The sequence below is a fragment of the Trichocoleus sp. ST-U2 genome (assembly GCF_039961875.1).
In the GTDB taxonomy this organism is placed as follows: Bacteria; Cyanobacteriota; Cyanobacteriia; order Cyanobacteriales; family FACHB-T130; genus FACHB-T130.
Map to the genome: position 1 here is coordinate 1 of NZ_JAMPJY010000024.1, position 23156 is coordinate 23156.

At 47.1% G+C, this 23156-nt stretch carries 19 protein-coding genes; 7 read left to right on the forward strand and 12 right to left on the reverse strand.

What is annotated here, in order from left to right; all coding sequences use genetic code 11:
* Positions 1-225 precede the first annotated feature (225 nt).
* Positions 226-2001: an iron uptake porin gene (locus NC996_RS16495; protein ID WP_190683747.1), complete on the forward strand. Its 1776-nt coding sequence runs from the start codon at positions 226-228 to the stop codon at positions 1999-2001.
* 485 nt (positions 2002-2486) lie between these two features.
* Entirely contained in the window at positions 2487-2825 is a 339-nt protein-coding gene (locus NC996_RS16500) for a hypothetical protein (protein WP_190683749.1), read from the forward strand.
* A 95-nt stretch (positions 2826-2920) separates the two neighbouring features.
* On the opposite strand, the gene tsaB is transcribed toward NC996_RS16500, so the two are convergent.
* The 3 genes from tsaB to NC996_RS16515 all read right to left on the reverse strand — a co-directional run bounded on the left by tsaB (position 2921) and on the right by NC996_RS16515 (position 4946).
* The gene (gene tsaB, locus NC996_RS16505) at positions 2921-3619 is read right to left on the reverse strand and encodes a tRNA (adenosine(37)-N6)-threonylcarbamoyltransferase complex dimerization subunit type 1 TsaB (protein WP_190683752.1); all 699 of its coding nucleotides are present in this window, start codon (positions 3617-3619) and stop codon (positions 2921-2923) included.
* A gap of 78 nt (positions 3620-3697) precedes the next feature.
* Complete coding sequence (locus NC996_RS16510) at positions 3698-4396, reverse strand: hypothetical protein (RefSeq protein ID WP_190429186.1); 699 nt, start codon at positions 4394-4396, stop codon at positions 3698-3700.
* Positions 4389-4946: an Npun_F5560 family protein gene (locus NC996_RS16515; RefSeq protein WP_190413034.1), complete on the reverse strand. Its 558-nt coding sequence runs from the start codon at positions 4944-4946 to the stop codon at positions 4389-4391. Before NC996_RS16515 ends, NC996_RS16510 begins: the two co-directional genes overlap by 8 nt.
* A 290-nt stretch (positions 4947-5236) precedes the next feature.
* Between NC996_RS16515 and NC996_RS16520 the strand changes: the two genes are divergently transcribed.
* Entirely contained in the window at positions 5237-6676 is a 1440-nt protein-coding gene (locus NC996_RS16520; RefSeq protein ID WP_190683755.1) for a phosphoglucomutase/phosphomannomutase family protein, read from the forward strand.
* A 74-nt stretch (positions 6677-6750) separates the two neighbouring features.
* On the forward strand, positions 6751-7017 hold the full coding sequence (locus tag NC996_RS16525) for a LapA family protein (RefSeq protein ID WP_190438568.1): 267 nt from the start codon (positions 6751-6753) through the stop codon (positions 7015-7017).
* A gap of 36 nt (positions 7018-7053) precedes the next feature.
* Here the strand turns inward: NC996_RS16525 and NC996_RS16530 are convergent, their stop codons facing one another.
* The 3 genes from NC996_RS16530 to NC996_RS16540 all read right to left on the reverse strand — a co-directional run bounded on the left by NC996_RS16530 (position 7054) and on the right by NC996_RS16540 (position 12104).
* On the reverse strand, positions 7054-7626 hold the full coding sequence (locus NC996_RS16530; protein WP_190683758.1) for a thermonuclease family protein: 573 nt from the start codon (positions 7624-7626) through the stop codon (positions 7054-7056).
* Between the two features lie 186 nt (positions 7627-7812).
* On the reverse strand, positions 7813-10974 hold the full coding sequence (locus tag NC996_RS16535; RefSeq protein WP_190683760.1) for a DNA polymerase I: 3162 nt from the start codon (positions 10972-10974) through the stop codon (positions 7813-7815).
* A 284-nt stretch (positions 10975-11258) separates the two neighbouring features.
* The gene (locus NC996_RS16540) at positions 11259-12104 is read right to left on the reverse strand and encodes a DUF4114 domain-containing protein (protein WP_190413039.1); all 846 of its coding nucleotides are present in this window, start codon (positions 12102-12104) and stop codon (positions 11259-11261) included.
* A gap of 935 nt (positions 12105-13039) precedes the next feature.
* Between NC996_RS16540 and NC996_RS16545 the strand changes: the two genes are divergently transcribed.
* Positions 13040-13183, forward strand: coding sequence for a hypothetical protein (locus NC996_RS16545; protein ID WP_190413040.1), 144 nt, complete (start codon positions 13040-13042; stop codon positions 13181-13183).
* Positions 13184-13418: 235 nt separating this feature from the next.
* Positions 13419-13712 (forward strand): WGxxGxxG family protein, encoded by a 294-nt coding sequence (locus NC996_RS16550; protein WP_190413041.1) that lies wholly within the window; start codon positions 13419-13421, stop codon positions 13710-13712.
* A 293-nt stretch (positions 13713-14005) separates the two neighbouring features.
* On the opposite strand, the gene NC996_RS16555 is transcribed toward NC996_RS16550, so the two are convergent.
* The 5 genes from NC996_RS16555 to NC996_RS16575 form a co-directional block, all read right to left on the reverse strand.
* Positions 14006-15421, reverse strand: coding sequence for an IctB family putative bicarbonate transporter (locus NC996_RS16555; RefSeq protein ID WP_190683762.1), 1416 nt, complete (start codon positions 15419-15421; stop codon positions 14006-14008).
* 132 nt (positions 15422-15553) lie between these two features.
* Positions 15554-17158, reverse strand: coding sequence for a GAF domain-containing sensor histidine kinase (locus NC996_RS16560; RefSeq protein ID WP_190413043.1), 1605 nt, complete (start codon positions 17156-17158; stop codon positions 15554-15556).
* Between the two features lie 482 nt (positions 17159-17640).
* Positions 17641-18363 (reverse strand): GUN4 domain-containing protein, encoded by a 723-nt coding sequence (locus NC996_RS16565; RefSeq protein ID WP_190413044.1) that lies wholly within the window; start codon positions 18361-18363, stop codon positions 17641-17643.
* Positions 18364-18476: 113 nt separating this feature from the next.
* Positions 18477-18971, reverse strand: coding sequence for an adenylyltransferase/cytidyltransferase family protein (locus NC996_RS16570; RefSeq protein ID WP_190683765.1), 495 nt, complete (start codon positions 18969-18971; stop codon positions 18477-18479).
* Positions 18972-19120: 149 nt separating this feature from the next.
* Positions 19121-19801: a response regulator transcription factor gene (locus NC996_RS16575; protein ID WP_190683769.1), complete on the reverse strand. Its 681-nt coding sequence runs from the start codon at positions 19799-19801 to the stop codon at positions 19121-19123.
* A 681-nt stretch (positions 19802-20482) separates the two neighbouring features.
* Between NC996_RS16575 and NC996_RS16580 the strand changes: the two genes are divergently transcribed.
* Complete coding sequence (locus tag NC996_RS16580) at positions 20483-21910, forward strand: NADP-dependent isocitrate dehydrogenase (protein ID WP_190683770.1); 1428 nt, start codon at positions 20483-20485, stop codon at positions 21908-21910.
* Between the two features lie 49 nt (positions 21911-21959).
* Here NC996_RS16580 and NC996_RS16585 read toward each other — a convergent pair whose 3' ends face one another.
* Positions 21960-23129: a hypothetical protein gene (locus NC996_RS16585; RefSeq protein ID WP_190683772.1), complete on the reverse strand. Its 1170-nt coding sequence runs from the start codon at positions 23127-23129 to the stop codon at positions 21960-21962.
* Positions 23130-23156: the final 27 nt, after the last annotated feature.

Sequence of the window (23156 nt, forward strand, 5' to 3'; positions counted from 1 at the left end):
ACTGCTTTGTCAACATTCTCTGCGGATTGATTGCCTACTGCCATCAACCGAAGAAGCCAGCGATTGCCATTGACCACAACTTGCTGCCTTCGGCTTAACCCGAACTGACGTTAGTTAGCAGAGTCGGTCATATTTGTGAACGACTCTGCTAAATTTTTTGTTGAGTTTGTTTCCAAGCTATTCATATAGCTCGGAAACGTGTGATCTGATAGGAGTTGGAAGCAAATGATATTGAAAATTATATTCAAAAAAATTATTTGTTCAAGTTTGAACTACGGGTTATTTAGCTGGATTTTAGTCAGTGGCTTTGTCTCTCAAACTGCTTATTCTGCGGATGTAGATAAAACTCCTCAAGGTAGCAAAGAAATTAGTACGTTTCTAAAGACAGATTCAGATTTACCAAATTTGGATAGTCAGCCTGATAACAACACGACTTTGCAACAGGTGGAGGAACTAGAGGAGGAAAATGCAGAAGAGTCAGACGCTGCTGAAGCTTCGATGGAGCAAGTGACCAATGTTTCTCAGCTGACAGACGTGGAACCCACAGATTGGGCATATGAAGCACTGCGATCGCTTATCGAACGCTATGGCTGTATCGCGGGCTATCCGGACAGTACTTATCGTGGTAATCGTGCCCTAACGCGGTATGAATTTGCTGCCGGGTTAAATGCTTGTTTGGAGCAAATTACTAACCTGGTTCCGATAGCAACTGCTGATGGAATCAGACAAGAGGATTTGGCTACCTTACAGCGATTGCAATCAGAATTTGCAATCGAATTGGCCAGTCTTCGGGGTTCAGTGGGTAGCTTGGAAGCTCGGATTGCGGAAATAGAAGCAACCCAATTTTCTACAACCACTAAATTGAGCGGACTGACAATTGTTGGCGTTCAAGGGCGTAGCAACAACCGTGCCGATTTATTTCCTAGAGATGGGAAAAAAGAGACTGATGATCGGGGTACAAATATTAACGTAATTAATTTTAATCAGCTGTATCTAACTACCCAATTTGACGAACGTAGTTACCTGTTAGCAGGTCTCCAAGCGAGTCAAGGAACCACTGCACCTCGACTAACTAACGATGTCCTACTGAGCTATGAATTGTTTAATGATAACGATGTGATTTTGAGCGATCTAAACTACCGTTTCCTCCTCACCGACAAATTTGCTGTTCTCGTGGGGACAGAAGGAGTAAATATGGCTTACGCTTTCCGAGGCCCAAATCGTGTGGAAAGCGCTGCTACAGGTCCAATTTCTGCTTTTGCCCAAAGAAACCCAATTCTGAATATTGGCTTTGGTCGTGGCGGTATCGGTTTTGATTGGCAATTTGCTAAACGTGCCAGTTTGCAGGCGGTTTACTCAACGACTATTCCAGGATTTTTTCATAGCGATGGACGACCTGACGGGCACAATACCGCAGGTGTCCAACTAGCGCTTACCCCAACCGATCCGCTTGATATCACTTTGTATTATGTTAATGACTACTCTCCCAATGGTTCTTTCCTGACTGGGATTGGAGACGACCAGTTGAGTGCTATTAATCCACTGACTGGTAATTCAGCATCCCTGCAAACTAATGCCGTTGGTGCCACGATTAACTGGCGAATTACGCCGCGCATTTCGTTAGGTGGATGGGCTGGTTATACCAATTCCCACATTCCCGGAAGATCGGGAAATGTAGAAACAACTAACTATATGGTGTATCTCAATTTTCCCGATTTATTTGGACAAGGAAATTTGGGAGGAATTTATATTGGACAACCACCAAAAATTGTTAGCAGCGATTTGCCCGTAGGAAATAATATCCCTGACTTTTTCAATACGGGTTTGGGCAGAGAAGGAGGACAACCTGGAACGACCACTCATGTAGAAGCGTTCTATCGTTGGCAGGCAACGGACAACATTAGCATCACGCCAGGGGTAGTCTTTATTTTTGAACCGGGACATACACCCGCTAGCGACTCAATCGCTGTAGGTATATTACGAACTAGCTTCTCTTTCTAAGAAAATTTTTCTATCTACACCTGTCACATCCACCGAAGTGCAACATCGCAGGAGTTTTTGGATGTTGCTCAGGATGATATTCTGATGCAAAATGCCAGTTTACACTTCATCAAACCTTTATTTAACTACAAAAACTTTATCCAATTTCACCGTATTTTTACTAATCATACTTTTTTAAATTTTAATATTTTTTTATTTTCAGTGTTATCTCGCTTGTAAATAAAAGAGTAAAAGCTATAAATTGGCATAAGGTTCAGTCAAGCAATTATAGGGACAATTACAAAAATTTCTGCTTGTCATTTATCGCTTTTTAATCAACCTTAATAAAAATTGTAAGTTTTGCTGTATTTGTCTACCCTGGAAAACATTTACGGCAGAAAAATTTATGGGTTGATTTCAAAATTTTTATCTGTAATTGCAGATAGATACAGATTATTTTTGCTTTTGCAAAAGTTAATTATTTATTTGAAGGAGGTTGAGTCAAAGTGGCTAAATTTATTTTTTCTTTTCTAGTTTTTATTTTAACTCAAAGCTCTATTTTAAGTGCGGCTAATTCTCAAGCCCAAACGGTTATTCCTTTAGAAACTAACATTGTTGATACTATCGACTCAAGCTCCTCTGAACAGACCGCAGAGTGGAATACAAGTGTTAAATCTGACGTTGGTAATACTGTCGTCAATTCTACCAATACTGAGCAAGTTGTTGTTTCTAAAGCTGGAAATAAAGCTACTGATTCTAGCTCCCCTGTAGCGGACAGTAAAGCCACTAATCAACGGATTCCCATGTCAAGCAGAATTTTTGATGTATCTTCTATGCGACAGTAGCGCCAAGGGGTGATACATCTCAATTTTTGAGATAGTGTCGAAATTATTGTAGAGGTCGGCTGTTTGATATCTTTAAGCGATCGCATCCGCTTATTCTACCCAGATGTTTTCTCCTCAACGGGGTGTTGACCATAAAAGGGTAGCGCTTCTGACCAGTGGGGACGCTTCCCCTGTTGCCAATCTAGATAGGCTAGTTCTAGTAGACTCGAAACGGTTGCCCCTAGCCCAGCCCCAGCAGCGATATCAATTAGCTGATAGGGATGCCAACTGTCCAGCGTTTGTTGCCATACTGCCGGTGTCATCACGCTATCTGGTAACATCTGAGCGAGTCCGGAACTGGATGGCAATACCTGATAAATGGCGGTAAATAATTGACCCCGTTGAGCTGGCAATTGGACAGCGATCGCATTACTGAGTGAAGATTCTTCACCGTTTCCGTTGCCTTGCTGTTTACTTTTACCGGCTTCTGACCAAGCCACAGATGCCAGTGTAGAGACGGAAAATAGGGGAATATCTAACTGTTGCGCCAGTGTCCGCGCTGTAACAACACCGATGCGAGTCCCTGTAAAGCTGCCTGGGCCTATTGCCACACAGATAAATTTCAAATCAGCCCAGATCTGCGGCTGAATAAACTCAGCCAGATGATGATGTAAATGAGTGGATAAATCGCGCCCTAAATCCCAAGTTTGGCAGCGCGAATCTCCAGAAAAGTTATTGAGTGCTAGACCTAGTTCAGGACTGCTGGTATGTAGTGCTAAGCCGTATTTTGTTGGATCGAGCTTCACGGAATTCATGCCCAGTTCAAGGGATCGATAGCCCAGATAGGGAAACCCAATAAATCGGAGTCCCTACAAGTGCCTAGCCGCGACTTCTTAGTCGTGAAAGGCGTTGATTTGGAGATCGTAAATTGCTTGACCCGTCAAGCAGTGCCAGTGACAGGTAAATAAATCTGGCTTTTGAACGTTAATGCTAGCGATCGCTGGTTCCCCTGGAAACGGCAAAAGTCGGTCAAAAAAAATCCCTTGCTCTTGAAAGCCGAACTGTAATAAATAAACAGCTGGTGGCGCTGATAAAAATTGCAGCAATCGATGCCCCAGTTGGTACAGTGGCTGACGCCAGATATCCGATAGATGCACCGGCTGACGATAACCTTTCAAAGTCGGTTCTAAGCGCCTACTTTCATCATCCTCAACCCTACCAATTACCTCGCCGTAGAGCGGCCCCTTTGCCGTAAGAACGATTGGCAACCAGAAATCACCGACACCCGTCGTCGCTCCTAATTGCTCCACCAACTGGCGTAAACCAGTCACATCGCGGCAAGCCTGATAAAGGGATTGGGCTGGAAATTCCAAGCTTTCTGGCAAATTCAGCGTTAAAGGACACCAAAGAGTTTCCGCTTGGTTTTGCAAGTCCGTCCAGACTGAGGCAATAAATTGCGTCTCTACAATTTGTATCGTTGTCGGTACTGGGGAATTGAGCGCGCTTTGCTTGAGGGCAGAAACAATTTCGGCTATTGTGGGCGATACCGGAAGTTCATCAGCAGCATCAACCACAATCAGAACTTTACGCATGACCAAAGGTTGGAATCGGGCTATTACGAACACCCGTACGCGGGAAACTGGGCAGATCGAGTCCGGTCGTCGTGCGACGGGTTCTGACAGCTAGACGGTAGCTGACACTTTGCAACTCGGCATGGAGTTGACGGTTTTCCCGTTGCAGCATCGCCACTTTCTCCCGCACGGGTGCCATGCGTTCGGCAAATTTCTGGCGATAAATCTGTGGCAACTCCTGTACCACTTGTTCGAGCATCCGGCTGCGGTCGGTCAATTCCTGTACGGACTGCCGCAATTGATAAATCTCGGTGTCGCGGGTTGTAATTTGTTCCTGGTAGAACGTTACCTGCTGTTCGACCTCTTGCAGTTGTTCTCGCAGCGCTCTCATCTGAGCCATGTGCCGCTCAGAAACTTCCGGTCTGGGCATAAAATTAGCATTGCCCTTAACCAACCGGAATAGTTCTTGAGACAACTGCTGAACCAGTTGATCTCGCATCTGCAACTCTTCGCGCAGGCGAGTTGCGTCAGATTGAAGCGTTTGTAGGTTTGGCGTGTCTGTCTGGCTCACAATGGCTTACGGCTCCTTTGAGATGATTTTCCTAATGGCAGGCGCGAGGCGATAGCGGATGGCTCATATTGCTTTTGCAGCTAATTTACCATTTGCAACGGCAATTAACACCTGATTGCTACCCTTGTTTGCAATTAAGGGTTGGGTCTATCGTATCCTCAGATTCAGCTAGATTTTCTGCCGGTGCGAACAAATTGTTCAGTTTATACAAACCATTTGTCATCCGGTAGCGAGATTGAAGCGATAGGCGTCTTGTAGTATTTAGGTGGAATCAAGAGGAAGTGGTTAAGATGAGCGCAGCCAGCAGTTCAAACAAGATCAAATTTGGTACCGATGGATGGCGGGGGATTATCGCCGATGACTTTACCTTCGCCAATGTGTGTAAAGTAACGCGGGCGATCGCGAGTTATCTCGAAAACGCCTATTCCAAAGACCGTCCCGTCTTAGTAGCTTACGATACCCGTTTTTTAGCCGACCAATTCGCCCGGACTGCCGCCGAAGTTTTGGCAGACGCTGGGTGGACGGTGAAAATTGTCGATCGAGATTGCCCGACGCCAGTTATTGCTTACAACGCTAAGCTTCTCAACTCTGCTGGGGCACTGATGTTCACCGCTAGTCATAACCCAGCTCCCTATTGCGGCATCAAATACATCCCCGATTACGCTGGTCCGGCTACACCGGAAATTACGGATACAATTGTAGCGAATATTGAAGACGCTACGGATGAGCCGCCGAGTGGCAACAATGCCAATAAGATTTCTACCTTTGATCCCAAGCCAGATTATCTCCAGTTTATTTACACCCTGCTGGATGTAGAGCGAATTAAGAGCGCAGGGCTAAAGGTGAAGTACGACGCCCTCTACTCCACTTCTCGTGGCTACCTGGATACCGTCTTGGAGCGCTGTGGTTGCGATACAGAGGCATTCCACACCTATCGCGATGTTCTCTTTGGCGGTGGAATGCCAGAACCGAAAGGAGAGGAATTGATTGGACTCGTCGAAGCGGTGAAAAAAGACGGGGCAGATTTAGGTTTGGCGACGGATGGAGATAGCGATCGCTTCGGCATTGTTGACGAACAAGGAAACGTGCTGACACCGAACACGGTGCTGCTGCTGCTGGCGCGTCACTTAGTCAAAAACAAAGGCAAAACTGGTGCAATTGTCCGCACCGTTGCCACCACCCACCTGCTGGATAACCTCGCTGCTAAGTACGGCTTGGAAATCTACGAAACAGCAGTAGGCTTTAAATACATCGGCGAGAAAATGCGCGAGACGCAGGTATTGATCGGCGGCGAAGAATCGGGCGGATTGAGCATTATCGGACATATTCCCGAAAAAGACGGTATTTTAGCCGATATGCTGGTGGCAGAAGCGATCGCTTACGAAGGCAAGCCTTTAAGTCAGCTAGTAGAAGAAGTAATCGCAGAAGCCGATGGCCCTCTGTACAACAAACGTCTCGATTTACACTTAAATGACGCCCACAAAGCCGCTGTCATCGATGATTTCACTAAAAATCCCCCAGCAGAAGTGGCAGGAATTAAAGTGAAAGAAGTAGGGCGCAAAGACGGGATTAAACTCTACTTAGAAGAAGGCAGTTGGATACTCCTGCGTCCTTCCGGAACAGAACCGCTAATGCGGGTTTATCTAGAAACGAATACTCCAGAAAAAATGACCCAAATTGCCCAGCAAATGGAACAAACCATTAACCAACTGGAACCCGTCATAGTCTAAACGATCGGTAGGAGCAAGGACATCGCTCTTGCTCCTACTTGGTAGCAGGAACTTACTCAGTTGCCATTATCACCATGAAAGCCCTTACCAACCTGCTTACCTCGCTGATTTTAGCCAGTTCCATCGCAGCGATCGCTCTGTTGTCCATTCAAAACATCACGCCGGTATCGGTGAAATTTCTAACTTTCCAGTCGATCCGGATGCCAGTAGGCGTCGTACTGGCGTTGAGTGCTGGCGCGGGAGCGGTTGGCAGCGCCCTCATGCCTGTTTTTTGGGGAGCGCCTTCCAGTAACCAGTCTCAATCAGAAGATGCCAGTGAGTATGCTGACGAAGACTTTTGATAGTTATTGTTTATTGCAATTAACTATGAGTCTTTGCTACTTACTCTCACTGCGATACTCCCACGGCGGCAGAAATTTGGAGTCACGCCAAATGCCGCGCCGACTCTTTTTCGCCTCAGCTTCTGCTTGCTCAACGATCGCAGCGCTAGGGCAATCTTTTAGATATTGACGATACACCAGTACCAGTCCCTCTTTTGCCAACACTTCCTGAACAAAAGTGCCATCAGGCAGGCGCACCTCGCTAACTTTACGCCCATACCTGTCAGTATCAGTCACAGTTAAGCGAACGCGATCGCCTCCTTGCTGTACCAATTCTTGCAATCGCTGCTGGGTTTTTATTCCCCACTTGAATTGGTTTTGATCTGCTGCTTTTTTGCTTGCCTTTTCCTTACTGGAATGGGGAACCTCTGGAGCATCCACACAAGCAAAGCGCACGTTGATGTTTTTCCCACTGCGATCCGTCACGGCGAGAGTATCCCCATCGCTGACTCGCTTAACCGGATAAGTAGGAGAACCAAAAATAGCTTCACATCCCACCAAGCCGAGGATGAGAACAACTGCACCAGTCCAGATGAGAGAATTTTGGATGAGTTTGCGAGTGCTGGTCATTATAAATATTTACTACAAAAAAGTCTATCTGGACAAACGTTTCCATTGTCCAATAGTTTCGGACACCTGTTACTGGCTTTTAGCAGTTGGAGTGGTGAAGAAAGATGCGATCGCGCTTCTATCCCACGCTGAGCTTAACCACCAATCGAACAGTCATACAGGAAAGGCTGTCGAAACTACAGTTTTTTACTTCGTCTCCATCCAATTCTGCCCTGCACGCACATCAACCTTAAGAGGAACGCTCAAGGAAACGGCGTTTTCCATCGTTGAGCGAATCTGAGGCTGTAATTCTTCCCATTCCGAGGGAGGAACTTCAAGCACTAATTCATCGTGAACTTGCAATAGCAAACGCGCCTGATAATTCTGCAAAACTTTGTGCAGTTTATCCATTGCAATCTTGATGATATCGGCGCTAGAACCTTGGATGGGAGCATTAGCGGCGGCGCGTAGCGAACCGGCGTCAGCTTGTCCCAAATTACGGAGTTTGTCAAGGTTAATTTCATCGGGATTGCTACCTTGGAGCTTGCGGAGACTGCCGCCCTCAAAGTTAAAGTAACGGCGGCGTCCTAGAATAGTCTCGACATAACCGTGAGCGATCGCTTCCCGCTTCACCCGCTCCAAATATTCAAAAACCTTACGGTAGCGCTCATTAAACCGATCGATAAACAATCTGCCTTCGGTTGCCTTCACCCCAGCTTCCCGCGCAAATCGCTGCGCTCCCATCCCGTAGATCACGCCGAAGTTGATAATTTTCCCCAATCGGCGCTCCTCAGATGTCACTGTATCCTTCTCTAACAACAGCCGAGCGGTGACGCTGTGAATATCCTCATTTTGCTGGTATGCCTCAATTAGCACCGGCTCTTGGCTCAAGTGAGCCAAAATCCGCAACTCAATTTGCGAATAGTCCGCAGCAACCAGTAACCAACCCGGTTCCGGCAAAAATGCTCTGCGAATCCGCCGACTAAACTCCGTGCCGATGGGAATATTCTGTAAATTTGGGTTAGAAGAAGACAGACGCCCAGTATCAGTAAACGTCTGATTGAAATCAGTATGCACCCGTTGAGTATCGGCACGCACCAACTTTGGTAATGGTTCCACATAGGTAGAGTAAAGCTTGTGTAGGGTGCGGTACTCTAAAAGAGCATCAATAATTGGATGATCTCCTTGCAACTTTTCCAAAACGGAGACATCGGTGGAGTAAAGCCCTGTCGGAGTTTTGCGAGACTTTTTTTTGTCCAGAGCGAGTATCTCAAACAGTAATTCACTCAACTGAGCAGGTGAGTTCAAATTTAAAATAGCACTGGGTTCGATATCGTAAACCTTTTGCCTAATCGCCGCTAAATCCGTTTCCTTGCTTTGTGCGGTTTTTTTGAGATAAGCCTTAAAAATAGCACTGGCTACGGAGTCGTATTTTTTCTGCTTAACCGCCTCTAAATCTGGTTCCAACTGCGTCAAGAGTTTTTCGAGATATGCATTGAAGACATTACGAGGTATGGAGTTATAAGCTTTCTGCTTAATCGCCTCTAACTCAGGTTCCATCTGTTGCGAGAGTTCTTTGAGATACCCCACATCGATGCGGATGCCCACATATTCCATCTGTGCTAAAACTGGCTCTAAAGGTTGTTCTACTTCCCGTAACAGCTGGTGAAGAGCGGGGACTTCCTCTAATTTTTCTCGTAGCTTTGACACCAACTGGAATGTGGCATAGACCTGCATTCCGCAGTAGTAGGCTGCACTCTGAATATCCAGATCGGCAATCGTTTTGCCTTTCGGCTCCACATCCGTATAATTGCTGATACTTAGCTCCAGATGCCGCAGGGCTAAGTCGCTGAGGTTGCGCTTGATTTTGTTATCTGGATTCAGGACGTAACTGGCAAGCATCGTGTCAAACACCACCCCAGCCAAGCTAATTCCCTGACAGCGCAACACCAGCCGGTCAAACTTGGCGTTCTGCAACGATTTGGGATAGTCAGCACTTTCCAGAATTGGACGCAACGCTTCTAAGACAGCCGTTTTATCCAGATTTTCACCACTTTTGTGACCCGTGGGAATATAAGCAACTTCAGATGGATCGATTCCCCAGCAGCAGCCAATCCCCACCAGTTGGGCATCTCGTGGCTCTAGGGCATCCGTTTCCGTATCCCACGCTACTGGTTTGTCAGGGTCGGTGCAACTTTGCAGCTGCTTTATCAGTTCTGTCAGTTTTTCTGGAGTATCAATAATTTGGGCGCTAATCTGATTCGCAGCATTTGTGTCTGCCTTGCTAGCCGCTTCGGTATCAGCGGCACTGAAAAACCAGAGGTCGCCATCATCAAAACTGATTTCTTCAAGTTCTTCTTTAGATTCAACGGGTTTAGCTTCCTCTGCCACACCGCCAAATGCCTGCTGCAACTGCTTAATTCGGCTTAGATAAGTCCTAAACTCTAACTTTTCTAGCAGCGGTTCTAGCTCGGCGTTATCAAATCCCTTCAACGGGCAGTCTTCTAAACTAACGTCTAGAGGGACATCAAGAACGATCCTTGCCAAGTGCTGGGAACGGTATGCCTCTTCTTTCCCGGCTTCCAGCTTCTGTTTGACCGCTCCTTTAATCTCATCCAATGAGGCATAAATCCCATCCAGGGAACCGTATTCTGTAAGCAACTTCACGGCTGTTTTGTCGCCAATTCCCTTGACACCGGGGATATTGTCGGAGGCATCGCCACACAAAGCTTTGTAATCGACAACCTGCTCTGGTGTAATGCCCTTTAGTTTCTCTTTAACTTCCTCTGGCCCAAATTCTACTGGCCCTGTATTGCTGCCACGTTGCCAGAAGGTTTGACCGAGATAAAGAACGCTAATTTCCTTTGCAGTGTCAACCAGTTGAAATAAATCTCTATCGCCCGTAACAATCTTTACCCGATACCCAGCCGCACTCGCCTTTTGTGACAGCGTTCCCAAGACATCATCTGCCTCATACCCCGGTGCCGTCACAATTGGCAGATTGAAGGCATCTAAAAGGTCGTGAAGATTTTTCAGGTCGATGATAAAGTCTTCTGGCGTCTCAGCGCGGTCAGCTTTATAGGTATCGTCGGCTTCGTGGCGGAAAGTGGGTAGGCCGAGGTCGAATGCGATCGCCATCGCCTGAGGTTGCTGGGATGCTATTACTTCCAGTAACGACTTGAGGAAGCCAAAACAAACACTGGTAGGAATCCCAGTCTTTGTTTTTAAGCCTCCATCCCGCCCTTTAGCAAAGGCAAAGTAGGCGCGGAAGGCTAACGAGTGACCATCCACCAGGATGAAGACAGGCCGCATATCAGATGAGCTAGCAGCGGAGTGAGAGGGGTTGGAGGCAGAGGTAGATTGAGACATAGCCTTATTTTAGCTAGCGCCAGAGAGCAGATATTCTTTACAATGCCTCAGATTGCTCGCTTAAGGCGAACAAGCTGTTAGATATCTCATTCCACGGCTCAGCCTGAATGATTTTAACTACCCCTAGGGGAAATATCCTAATCTATGCGCTGCTTCACTGGCTAAGCTTACAGCGAAGCAGCTGCTACATAAGCTTCCAATAAAAAAGCCCGCAGGGTGCAGGCTAGAAACAGGGGTTATTGACTAATTGAACTTGCAAAGATTATCAGCGATAGGCCAGGGGATTAGCCATTGATTTGGCTGTTGCGGCGGCGACGCAGGCCAAACATCCCTAACGTACTTGCAGCTACCAGTGCCAACGTTGCAGATGGTTCAGGTACGCTTTGCAGACTTTGGTTGCCGATATCGACGATGAAAACTGTGTCGTTGAAATCCCGGTCAGAGGCTGGAGTCACGCCAGTCTCGCTTCCATCTCCGTACAAATCTTCAAAACCGATCACCAGGTAACGGGAGTTAAAGAGATATCCTCTGGCGTGCTGTAGCCCATCAGGGTTAGGAGCATTAAAAGCAGAATTGTAAATGCCGTAGGAGTTGCTGGTGCCGTATAAACTATTGGCGTTCAACTGGAAATTCAGGGTTGTACCTTTACTGAAGTTGCCTAAGTTGACCCAATCTCCTTGCTTCAGATTAGTAAAGCTAGTTTGGTTTTCCCTAATACTTTCTGTGCTGTTGAGTTCCCAGAAAGCCATTCCATCTTTGACAATGTCGCCGTTACTGTCAAGTGCTTGATAACCTAGCTGATTGTTATAATCCGCCCCTTCATTGACGAAGTAAGCACGAACATCAGTATCGTTTTGCAACGTTAATTTGCTTAAATCAAATGATTTACCGCCTAAAAGGCTCAAGTCTGGAAATGCGTATTTTTCTTGAGACTTATTGATCTGCGTGTTTAAGCTATCGATAAGCGTGCTGATGTTTGAAAAATCATCAGATTGGCTCAATGCATTCTTTGTGGGTGCAGTATTTACAGAACCCCAGTTAATCTCAGCCGATGCCGGTGCAGTTGCAGAGATGACGCCGGTCAGGGCAGCAGCAGCGGCGAGCAGACTAGTAATTAGTTTGATTTTCATTTGAGTACCTCTACCAAGGCGATGAACGACTTCACCCCATCCAACCGGCAAATACATCCAAAATAATTGAGTTTATTTTTACTTTAGAAGCCCGGTGCAGACGTGTGTTTTCTTTTCCTTGTTTATTAATAACTGAAATCATAATTCTTTGTCTACAGCTTTTCTAATTCTTTTTGGCTTCTTCATAGTACTGAATATTTACGTAAACTCTTAAATACACTTACAAAGCTACTAATTAGCTTTGAATTTAAAGCAGTATTTTCCTCAGGCTCAAAACTTTTTTTTGAAGCACATCGGTAAATATTCTGAAAGCTTTTCAGGGATTTTGCGGATAGCGCTTTTTATTTGACAGCGCTATCCATAAAAATTCAGTATTCTCAAGAATGGGGAAATTTCCAGAGTCAGGTTAAAACACGAGCGGGAACTGGTAATACGCACAATGCTGACAGCCTACGCAGATTACGTAACCGTGAGTTCGGGATAAAGAACAGCCATAACAGATAGGCCGAAACTGCTGAATTCTCCATCCATCTGCTTGTCCCATGCTCAGATAAAAAGAAAAGTTCTACGGTGTCGATAACTGGTTCTAAAGGTTTGAAAACCCTGTCCGCAGCCACAATTGCTTCGCTGATAGGCTGCAACACCGTAAACGAGAACGTTTACGGTGTTGCGGAAGCGGTCGATGATTGAGACACTGATTGACCAGTTGAAGTTGACCAGTTGAAGAACATTTCTCGGAGCGAGCATTCTCATCACCTCAGGGAGACACCCTGATGGGTGCCATTATCTCTGGAGAAAAGTAAATCCTGGCAACTTCTATCTCCTTGAGATGAAGAGGGCAGAAGTTGTGAGAGCTTTTATCAAACAGAGTTCAGACGGTACGGGGACTTTAGAACCCTTGTCTTGCAGGTTTAGTCTGTTTAGAAGAGAATTCCATGCGCCTTTTTGCAGAAATGGGCTGCTCCCTCACCGCAGTCGGGCAACTTTCTGGTCAACCTGGTGTGCGGATTGATTGCAAGAGCCACCAAACCAAGCAGCCCTCTATCACCATTGACTACCATTTACTACCTGCTGCTTAAGCCAAACTCACATGAATTCGCAAGCTTATTATTGATCCCCAGTCTTAAAAAGTTAAATTTGGTTTATACCCTGAAAATTACCTAATTATAAAGAGGGAGAGAATGGTGGAAAGAAGAGACATTTTCTATCTCTATAGTTAGAGTCTAGAAGTTTTTAATTTATAGCCGTAGATTGATTCTGATTTGGAGGGAAATCTATAAGTTTGTGATGAAGAACGGACAAGGAGCCTTATTTATGAAACGATCTGATTTATCAAAATTTATTGGAGCTGGCGTTCTCTCCTTAAGCATGGCGGTTCTGCCTTTGACTGTGCCTGCTTCTGCTCAAACGAATACTGATACAAATACAACTACAAACACCGATCCTCGCCAAGACGTTAGAACCGTTGAAAGCGATCGCAATTTTGATTGGGGCTGGTTGGGCTTGCTGGGACTGCTTGGTTTAGCAGGCTTAGCGGGTCGCAAGCATGAAGAACCAACCCGTTACCGCGATCCAGATCCAGTAAGTCGTACCGGCTACAGAGAGTAAAAAAACGGGTGGCTTATAGGGAAATTAACGGCACTAAAAAAGGCAAAAGGCAAAAGAAAGAAGAGGAAATCTTTTCTTTGCCTTTTTGCTTTTGAAATTTTCTAAACTTGTTTGGATTCCAGATAAATCAAAAGTCAGAGTCTTTAGTCTTTAGTCATGGGTACAACTCCATCCACTCTAGGAGTGCTGTTTGGACAAGAGTTTGCGAGTTTTTGTTTTTTCGCTCGCCTTTGGACGGAGTGGGTGCCGAAAAAAGTCTAAAAACTAATGAATAATCAAACAGGGAAATCGAATTAACTGTGTTCCGTTAGCGTGTGGGGAGTGCGATCGCTACTCGGTGAGAAAGTGTAATAACTAGCAATCAACGCCACCATCATCCACCAAAGCGTATTTACTTCCGGTCTATACCAAACTGTATCTACCAAACCATGTCCTAATAGACCAAATATCGTGGCGATCGCCGCTATCAGCCAAAAGCCCTCACGCCTGCCCAGTTGCCGCAAACGATTTAGCTGTAGCCATCCTTGGTTAAAGGCGACAATCAGCAACCACATAAAGCAGCAAAAACCAATTAAGCCAGTTTCTACAGCCAATTCCAGGAAAACGGAATAAGCACTTAAGGCAGTATAGCGGGGGCGCTGATAAAGGGGATAAACTTTGTTAAAAGCCTCGTTGCCAGGGCCTATCCCTAAAATCGGGCGATCGCGGATCATCTCAATCACCGCTTCCCAAACGTTGACCCGGAAATTGTTACTGCTATCCTTGCGACTTGCAAAAATACTAAAAACGCGATCGCGCACTGGTTCCACAAATAGGATCGCCACCGCTAGCACTAGCGCCAAACTTCCTAACAGAATCGGCAGCGACCAAGTCCGCCAGAAAGGTGGCAGATGTTCGCCGATCCAGTAAAGCAGCATCAGCGAAAATACTAAAAGCAAAAATATAAAGCCAATCCAGCCGCCGCGACTGAACGTGAGAATCAAACACGCAGTATTAACGGAAAACATCGTCAGCGCTAGCGCTTTACGACTCCACCCGCGCCAAGCAAAAATAGCAGCCAGAGACAAAGCGATCGCAGGCAAAAGATAAGCAGCGAGTAAATTGGGATTACCTAAATAGCTATAAACTCGCGTCGTTTTAGATAGGGGAGACGTTGGATCTGTCCAAGTTGCCAATGCCGCCGCCCCAAAAAACCATTGTCGTAGCCCGTAGACACTAACAATCAGCGCAATGTGGAGATAGACCGCGATCAGGATAGAACGCAGTCGGGGCGATCGCAGCACTCGCGCCATGAGCGCAAAAAATAGCAAATACAGCGTTAGCTTGCCCCAGCCCTTCAAAGCAGCTATCTTCACTGGCGACAGAGCCGTTGCTACAGTGGCAATGCCCCAGTACAGCAACACCAGCCAGTGAATTGGAGTAACTTTAGGCGCTTCGCCCGGTACATAATCCGCCTCATCTGACAGAGTCAGCAGTATCCAAAAGCCAGCACCGGCAGCTAACAACACGCCAACCAGAGCCGTTGACACAAAAGGAGCCAAAGCGAACACTAAAGCCACAAACAAGGCTCCCAACGGCTCCGCCCACTGCACGCAGACGCTACTCTGCCGCCAGCTTCGCAAGCTACCAACCAACCGATGTAAATAGCTTGCACTTTGCCATTGATACAGCGGCAAACTGGACAAGGTAAATTGTTGCCAAACACTCATGTGATAGGTCAGGGGGGAAGTGATTATGGGTGATTGGTATTGGTCACATTAGTCATTGGTCAATGAACGATTAGCCATTTCCCATGACCGATTACCGATTACCCAAGTACATAGTTTATAGTCTCTAGTCCGTCAATCATCACCAATTGTTTCCACCGCATCCACCTGTGGCAAGCTGACTACATAGCGATATCCCGCTTCTGGAGAGCCTTGAACAGAAATGTGCCCACCATGAATTTCTGCCAATAAACAGCTCAGCAACAACCCCAAACTTTCACGAGAACCATTGCCGACTGATAAATGGGACAGCCCTTCTGAGACGGCAGAATCAGCGGCACGAGAGTCATTCAGCAACAATTGATTCATTGATGTGAGGGACGGCACGGAGTATGGCTCTTGAATGTAAGCAACACTGGCTTCTGAGAGAGCTGGTTCTAAGTGATGATTTGGCGACATATCGGACTGGGCATAAAACTCAATCTGCGGTAGACCATCTCCTAGCCAGGGATGAGAAACCCACACCGCAATGTTCAGCTTTTCGATTTTGCGAGAGACATGAATGCGAACCACGCCCCCTGCACTCCCTGAGTTAATTAGATTAAAAATCAGGTAGTAAAGAATTTGCCGCACTTTATCCTTGTCAAGCAACCAGATGCGCTTTCCAGGCTCTACAGATAGACGAATCTGTTGCTGCCGCCCAGACGCAATCTGTTGCAGGTTATTAATCGCCTGTTGACACAGCATTTCGATGTCCACAGAGGTGAAATCGAGTTTTTGGCTAACCTCATCCAACCCTCCCAGAGACAAAATTTCATCAACTAGCGACACTAAGTGCTGACCGCTGTTGTGGATAATCTCCAGGTATTCCTTCTGCTTGGTCGTTAATGGCCCATAAACTTCGCGTCCCAAAACACTTGCCATCCCCATAATTGAAGTCAACGGAGTCCGCAGTTCCTGTGACAGCTGGGATAGCAGTTTGACTTTAACGGAGCTAGTTGCAGAGGGGCTAGGGGTTGAACGGGTCAGGGACAACACTTCACCCGCATTGCTGCCCATACTGCTGTTGTTCGAGGCGGCATTGTATCCCAGGTCTTTACCCGTTTCTGGTTGCCCGTTAGACGACGGCTTAGCAAACCAATAGCTGGAGTTGGTACGCTCTAAAGACCCCAATTGTCGCGTTTCTAAAAACAGACGGTTTCTCTCAAATTCACTCAGACTCCAGCGAGCCATAAGTTCCAAAAAGTCAATATCTTTGCTAGTAAAGTTACGAGGCACTAAGTCCATCACTGCCAGGGTGCCCAGGCAGATTCCACTAGATGATAGCAGCGGTGTCCCTAGATAGGCACGGATGCCGTAGTGCTGCACAAGAGCAGTTTCAGCAAACGCTCGATTTGTTAGCGTATCGCCAGCAATCAAAACTTGATGACTATCGACCACATAAGTACACAAAGATTGATGGCGTGGGAGCTGCCGGGACGTGGCGAGATCGTTCATCAACCCTAATCGTGATAAACCCACAGCTGCTTTGATCCGCTGCTTGTCTTGAGCCATTAAACTTAAAATGCAAATCGGCGCTTCCAAAAATCGGGCTGCTGTTTGAGTAGCTTCCTCGAACACTGGAACCATCTCTGCTTCAAGTAGACCCAATTCTCCCAAAGCAGCGAACCTTTGTTGTTCTCGTACTGCCGGTGTCAAACCATCCAAACGACAAAAAAGTCTGCTTTCTGGGGCTGCCATTACCATCCCTACTCCCATACGCTTTGCTTGTATGACTTAATTTAATATCCCGCTACACTTAGCGTTCCCGAAGAAGGCCTCTAACAAACACGTTGAGCAGAGAGTTTTGCTTTTCGGTTAAAAAGGACTAAGGGTAAATGACACTGAGTTTAAACAAAATTGACTTCTATCGTAGGTTGAACGACAAGAATAGCGGGGGTTCTCCCGCCCTGGCGACGTGGTGTTTGAGGTCGCGCAGGCGCGTTCATGCCGTAAGGCTTTAGCCTTCAAGGGAGGAGAAAGCAACAAAAATCAAGGGAGGCGTTGAGTTTAGCACTCGGCTCAACCCAGCCGACAAGTCTTCAGTGACGGTGATTCGATTGAGGAGCCAGGATGAAAAACAAGAGTGAAAAGTAGAGTCATTTCTGCTGGCAAGAGGCTTTCTTGCTTCATTCACTCATCACTCTTGTTTGCTGAGTCCTGAGTCCTGAGCCTTGAAGTTTTCAACTTGACCAGGCGGGATGAGATAACAAGGCGGCAATCACCCGTACACCCCGCAGCTGATTTGACAGAGGCAGATGACCCCTAGGGGCACTGAGATCCCAGGTAAACTCGTTGGGATATCGAGTCCAGTTGTTGCCGCTCTTCCAGCCAATTTTGGGCCAGAACTTTAAGAAGTCTTTGCCGAGACTCAGCCAGATTTCCCGTTGCACGGAAAAACCGAATTTGCCCTCCGAGTGTAGGAACCACAGGCTATTGATGGTTTGTAAATCAGGAATGGGGAAGTTTTCTACCTCTGTAAAGTACAACCATTTTCTCTGTACAGCCTGAGCACCTGCCAATTCACACAGCTTTTGCAAGGTTAGGCGGTCAGCGGCAAGAAAGTCTTGTTGCAAGAGCAGGTGTTGCAGGGAACTGTAGTCGATGCCGCGTTCTGAATGTAAGGGGATAATGCCGGAAGGGAAATGGGTTTGAAGAAATTCAGTTGCAGCTGGCAAATTGGCGTTGTAGAGGGTCTGGTAGGCTTTAGCTGTAACTAAATTGGTAGGAGTTGACTGATTGTTACGTAAAAATTCCATCAGTACCTCCAAACCGGCATTACCCGCTTTTAGAAGTTCTGGGAGGAGTTGTAGTTGCGTTTTTTCAGAACCCGACTCAAACTTGCAGCGTAGGTCGGTAAGGTCTTGGCTGGTGTATGGTAGGTCGGCAGTCGTTTGGTCTGTCATGAAGCAAGTCATTTCAGGTTGCTGTTAGTTATTAGTCATTAGTCATTAGTCTCTAGTCTTTAGTCCGTAGCCAATGACTAATGACCAATGACTAATGACTTTTGACAAATGCGCTAATCATTTGAGTGCAGGATGCGGTCAATCATCGCTGTGGTCGAGGTGGAAATTTCCACTTTGACCAATTCAATCTGACCTCCGTATGCCTGAACGGCAGGTGTTTCAGGCAGGGTTTCCAAGCTGTAGTCGCCTCCTTTGACATAGATATCGGGCTTGAGTGTTTCAATTAAGCCAGTGGCTGTCAATGAGTCGAAGATTACCACTCCATCCACGGGCTTAAGGGCGGCGAGAACTTCAGCCCGCTGCTGCTCAGGCACGATAGGTCGGGGAGGCAATCCCTGCTGATGGGGCTTGATTGCACGGACGGACTGATCACTATTTAACCCCACGACGAGCGATCGCCCCAAGGACTTTGCTACTTGTAAATATCGAACATGACCTGTATGGAGTAAATCAAAGCACCCGTTAGTAAATACTAGCGGTCGCCATCGGCTAGGAGCTGCCGCGATCGCTTGACTTAATTCATTTAGTGTATAAACGCCTGAAATCATAGGTAATGAGAGTTTTGAGCGATAAGTTTTGAGTTTTGAGTTATCAGAAAATTTTTTAATTTAAAATTCAGAGGCGATCAACCCTTGTCTCTACAACTTAAAAATTGATACCAATTACCAATGACTGCTACCAATGACTGCCTCATCTCTCACGGCTCTTCATGGGTGGGAGGTCGGTATCCGTGTTCAAAAGCAAATCGAACTAGTTGAGAGCGATTCTCTAGTTCCAGCTTACTGAGGATGTTACTAAGATGGGTCTGAACGGTGCGCGGACTGATAAACAAGCGATCGCTAATTTGTTTATTGGTAAATCCCTGAATCACCTCCCAAAAAACTCTTTGCTCTGCGGGTGTTAACGGAAGTGGCTCGCAGGTGGCAGAACCCAGCGCTCCGATTGCTGTCGCTGCGGTGGAACTGGTTGCCATCTGCTGCATCAACCGCACCATTTCCGCATGGATGCGGCGCGATCGCTCTAGCTGAGCTTCAATTTTTGCGACTAATTCCCTGGGATCGAAGGGTTTAGTCAGATAATCATCTGCCCCAATCGTATGACCTTGAATTCGGTCTTCTAGCTCTCCTTTGCCTGACAAAAAGATAAACGGTACCAATTGCCCGATAGGAATTGTTCGCAGGCGTCGGCAGAATTCCAAACCGTCCATCTCCGGCATCATTACATCGCTGACCACCAAATCCGGTGGAGCTTGTTCAAAAGCGCTTAGTGCCTCCATACCAGAACTTACATCCTGAACCAGATACCCCTGGTTTTGCAGGTAGCGTGTCAAGACAGTTCGCAGGGTTCTATCATCATCAACGAGCAAAATTTTTTTCATCGTTACTCTAGAAGAGCGCCTTTCAGGGGCCATATCAGCCTAGGTCTGCAAACTGAATTCATCCCGCTTTGATGTAAGTTGAGGTTTTTGTGAAAAGCGCAGAGGCGGCTTGTGCAGCATATCTCTTTTTTATATCAGCTTGACGTTATCTGGCAGCGTCAAGAGTTTCTCAGCCAGTATTGGTGAGATTGAAGGACTCAAAACCAGCGATCGCCCTCAGTCTACTTTATTATCAGCCTAAAGGATCAGCATAAAGGCTGATGACAGAATGCGCTTAAGATTATTCAAAAAAATTAGCCGTTCGACCCATTCTCGTAGGGCCTCTTGGCTAAATAGATGCCAAAGTTTTGATTTGAAGCGCGAATTCCTTCATCCCAGTAGCACTTCTAGAGACTACCATTAGGTCTGTAATCCTTTTTTGCGCTCCTCGGTGTCTGGTTTAAACTTCTGCAACGATCCCTTCGTAGAGCTGCGATTAATCGCAGCTCTACCATGCAAAATCCAAAATGAGATAACAGCCTCCTAGCAGCCCTGCCTCAGCTTGGATGATTTGCGAACATCATGGCAATCAAACCGCCTAAACTGCAAAAAAGCTTAACCGAAACTTTTGCGAATCAGCCGATTTGGTAGTCTTCCTGTCAAAATATTGTCTGGCTAGACTAGATCCAACAAAAGTGCAATATGTACGAAAAAATCACTCCTCCTGACATGGGCGAACGTATCATCTTCAAAGATGGCGAACCCGTTGTTCCAGACAACCCGATCGTTCCTTTCATTCGCGGAGACGGCACGGGCATCGACCTCTGGCCCGCCGCCCAGAAGGTCTTTGATGCCGCTGTCCAAGCTGCTTATGGTGGCAAGCGACAAATCAGCTGGTTCAAAATCTACGCCGGGGATGAAGCCTGTGAGAAGTACGGCACCTACCAATATTTGCCCCAAGATACCCTAGACGCAATTAAAGAATACGGTATTGCCATCAAAGGGCCGCTAACAACCCCGATTGGGGGCGGCATCCGGTCGCTGAATGTGGCACTGCGTCAGATTTTTGACCTTTACTCCTGTGTCCGCCCCTGCAAGTATTACCCAGGCACCCCCTCTCCCCACAAAAGCCCGGAGAAACTCGATGTCATCATCTATCGAGAAAATACAGAAGACATCTACCTGGGAATTGAGTGGCGTCAAGGCAGCGAAATTGGCAACAAATTGATTGACATCCTCAATAATGAGCTAATTCCAGCTACGCCAGAACACGGCAAAAAGCAAATTCCCCTAGACTCTGGAATCGGCATCAAGCCAATTAGTAAGACGGGTTCCCAGCGCCTAGTGCGCCGTGCGATCAAGAATGCCCTGCGCCTACCCAAGCATAAACAGATGGTGACGCTGGTGCATAAGGGCAACATCATGAAGTACACCGAAGGCGCTTTCCGCGATTGGGGTTACGAAGTAGCGATCGCTGAGTTTCGCGCTGAGTGCGTTACAGAACGAGAATCATGGATTCTGGACAACAAAGCCCGTAATCCAGAGATTACCTTGGAAGAAAACGCCCGTCAGATTGAGCCTGGGTACGACGCCTTGACGGCAGAGAAAAAAGCCCAAATCACCCGTGAAGTGGAAGATGTTCTCAATGCCATCTGGGAAACCCACGGCAACGGTCAGTGGAAAGACAAGGTGATGGTGAACGATCGAATTGCTGACAGCATTTTCCAACAGATTCAGACTCGACCGGATGAATATTCCATCCTCGCTACGATGAACCTGAATGGTGATTATTTGTCAGATGCAGCGGCAGCGATTGTCGGTGGGCTGGGGATGGGGCCAGGAGCCAATATTGGCGATCGATGCGCCATCTTTGAAGCGACTCACGGCACCGCACCGAAGCACGCTGGACTCGATCGGGTAAACCCCGGGTCGGTCATTTTGTCAGGCGTGATGATGTTGGAATTTATGGGCTGGCAGGAGGCAGCTGACTTGATTAAGCATGGCCTCGGTCAGGCGATCTCTAACGGCGAAGTGACCTATGATTTGGCTCGACTCATGGAACCGCCGGTGGAGCCTCTGAAATGCTCAGAATTTGCCTCCGCCATCATCCAATACTTCCAAAGTAATTAGTCAATAGCGATTAGCAATTAGCGAGCAACCCACAGCTAATTGCTAACAGCTATGGATTTGAGAAAGTATTAATCTGACCCCCACCAATGTAGCGTCCTGGAACGCGACGAGGAGCTGTAAAGTTAGGCTGGTTCAACTGACCCGGTTGCGCTCCGGAATTACCAAGATTGGAGCCAAAACCAGAGTTGCTGTTGAAGCCGCTTCTTTGAGTGTTCGCTCCAGATGGGTACTGCCCATAATTACTGGTCGTTATCGGTGCCACTGGCGGTGCTATCTGTGGTGTTACGGGGACAGCAGGTGCTACAACGGGAGGAACCGCCTGGGGTTGGGTTAAATAGGTGTAAGAATTCGGGGTGGAGGAACCCTGAGTAGCGTTGCTAGTCGTGGGTACGGGAGTGCTATAGCCTGTAGTGTTCGCTAGGGCACTTGCTGGCGGTGGTGCCATTTGCCCAGTGGATGTGGAATTGGGAAGCGTTTGTTGAGACGTATTTCCCGATAGCGATGCGTTTACTGCTTGGTTTGCCGAATTTTGATTCAACGCTTGTTGCAGGGAGTTGACTGGCAGGACGTTTTGGTTCTGGTTAGTTAAATTGGGCACGCCAAAGCCCAGATTCGGAGTGGAGGTTGCTGTTGTAGTAGGATTTACCGCCTGTTGGTTCGTGGGTGTCAATCCCAAAAATGCCCCTGTATTGGGCTGGGGGCCAACATTTAATCCAGTATTTAATAAATCTTGTGCTGATGTCAGAAAAGGATTGTTCGAGTTTTGCGGAGCTTTGGGGATTCCTGCGATCGCTTGAGGCTGCGCGGTCGATTCTGTATTAGAAGCAGTCGCCGGGTTGCGAGTCAGTTGCTCAAATAAACCTTCTTGCTGGGTGGGATCTTGAGCTTTTTCCTTTCCCTTCTTGCCAGCGCCTTGATTAGTGCCGCGATTAAATTCCTGCATGAGCGCGGGCAAGTTATCGATATCAGCGCCAATCACACTGCTTTCTTGAGAAAGGTTTGGGTCATCCGAGGGATTGTCTGCGGAATCGACTTGCCCACTCTCCGTTTCTCCATCTAAAAGGCTGTTAAGCCATTCTGGGTGTACCCAGTACTCCCATACCCCTATCACCATCATCACCAGTGCGATCGCCGATCCCCAAAACGCAGGGCGCGCGAATGTCCGTAACCGTGCTTTGAGATAGCGGATGGAGGCAGGGACTTGTTTGGAGGATGACATAAGCTGTAGTGCAGCTCGACTTGCACA

What these genes read in the sequence shown, in the direction of transcription:
- tsaB (WP_190683752.1), bottom strand. Translation starts at nt 3,619, where the DNA reads ATGAATTCCGTGAAGCTCGATCCAACAAAATACGGCTTAGCACTACAT.
- NC996_RS16570 (WP_190683765.1), bottom strand. Translation starts at nt 18,971, where the DNA reads ATGATTTCAGGCGTTTATACACTAAATGAATTAAGTCAAGCGATCGCG.
- NC996_RS16520 (WP_190683755.1), top strand. Translation starts at nt 5,237, where the DNA reads ATGAGCGCAGCCAGCAGTTCAAACAAGATCAAATTTGGTACCGATGGA.
- NC996_RS16545 (WP_190413040.1), top strand. Translation starts at nt 13,040, where the DNA reads ATGCGCCTTTTTGCAGAAATGGGCTGCTCCCTCACCGCAGTCGGGCAA.
- NC996_RS16510 (WP_190429186.1), bottom strand. Translation starts at nt 4,396, where the DNA reads ATGCGTAAAGTTCTGATTGTGGTTGATGCTGCTGATGAACTTCCGGTA.
- NC996_RS16585 (WP_190683772.1), bottom strand. Translation starts at nt 23,129, where the DNA reads ATGTCATCCTCCAAACAAGTCCCTGCCTCCATCCGCTATCTCAAAGCA.
- NC996_RS16580 (WP_190683770.1), top strand. Translation starts at nt 20,483, where the DNA reads ATGTACGAAAAAATCACTCCTCCTGACATGGGCGAACGTATCATCTTC.
- NC996_RS16530 (WP_190683758.1), bottom strand. Translation starts at nt 7,626, where the DNA reads ATGACCAGCACTCGCAAACTCATCCAAAATTCTCTCATCTGGACTGGT.
- NC996_RS16495 (WP_190683747.1), top strand. Translation starts at nt 226, where the DNA reads ATGATATTGAAAATTATATTCAAAAAAATTATTTGTTCAAGTTTGAAC.
- NC996_RS16560 (WP_190413043.1), bottom strand. Translation starts at nt 17,158, where the DNA reads ATGGCAGCCCCAGAAAGCAGACTTTTTTGTCGTTTGGATGGTTTGACA.
- NC996_RS16535 (WP_190683760.1), bottom strand. Translation starts at nt 10,974, where the DNA reads ATGTCTCAATCTACCTCTGCCTCCAACCCCTCTCACTCCGCTGCTAGC.
- NC996_RS16525 (WP_190438568.1), top strand. Translation starts at nt 6,751, where the DNA reads ATGAAAGCCCTTACCAACCTGCTTACCTCGCTGATTTTAGCCAGTTCC.
- NC996_RS16555 (WP_190683762.1), bottom strand. Translation starts at nt 15,421, where the DNA reads ATGAGTGTTTGGCAACAATTTACCTTGTCCAGTTTGCCGCTGTATCAA.
- NC996_RS16540 (WP_190413039.1), bottom strand. Translation starts at nt 12,104, where the DNA reads ATGAAAATCAAACTAATTACTAGTCTGCTCGCCGCTGCTGCTGCCCTG.
- NC996_RS16550 (WP_190413041.1), top strand. Translation starts at nt 13,419, where the DNA reads ATGAAACGATCTGATTTATCAAAATTTATTGGAGCTGGCGTTCTCTCC.
- NC996_RS16575 (WP_190683769.1), bottom strand. Translation starts at nt 19,801, where the DNA reads ATGAAAAAAATTTTGCTCGTTGATGATGATAGAACCCTGCGAACTGTC.
- NC996_RS16565 (WP_190413044.1), bottom strand. Translation starts at nt 18,363, where the DNA reads ATGACAGACCAAACGACTGCCGACCTACCATACACCAGCCAAGACCTT.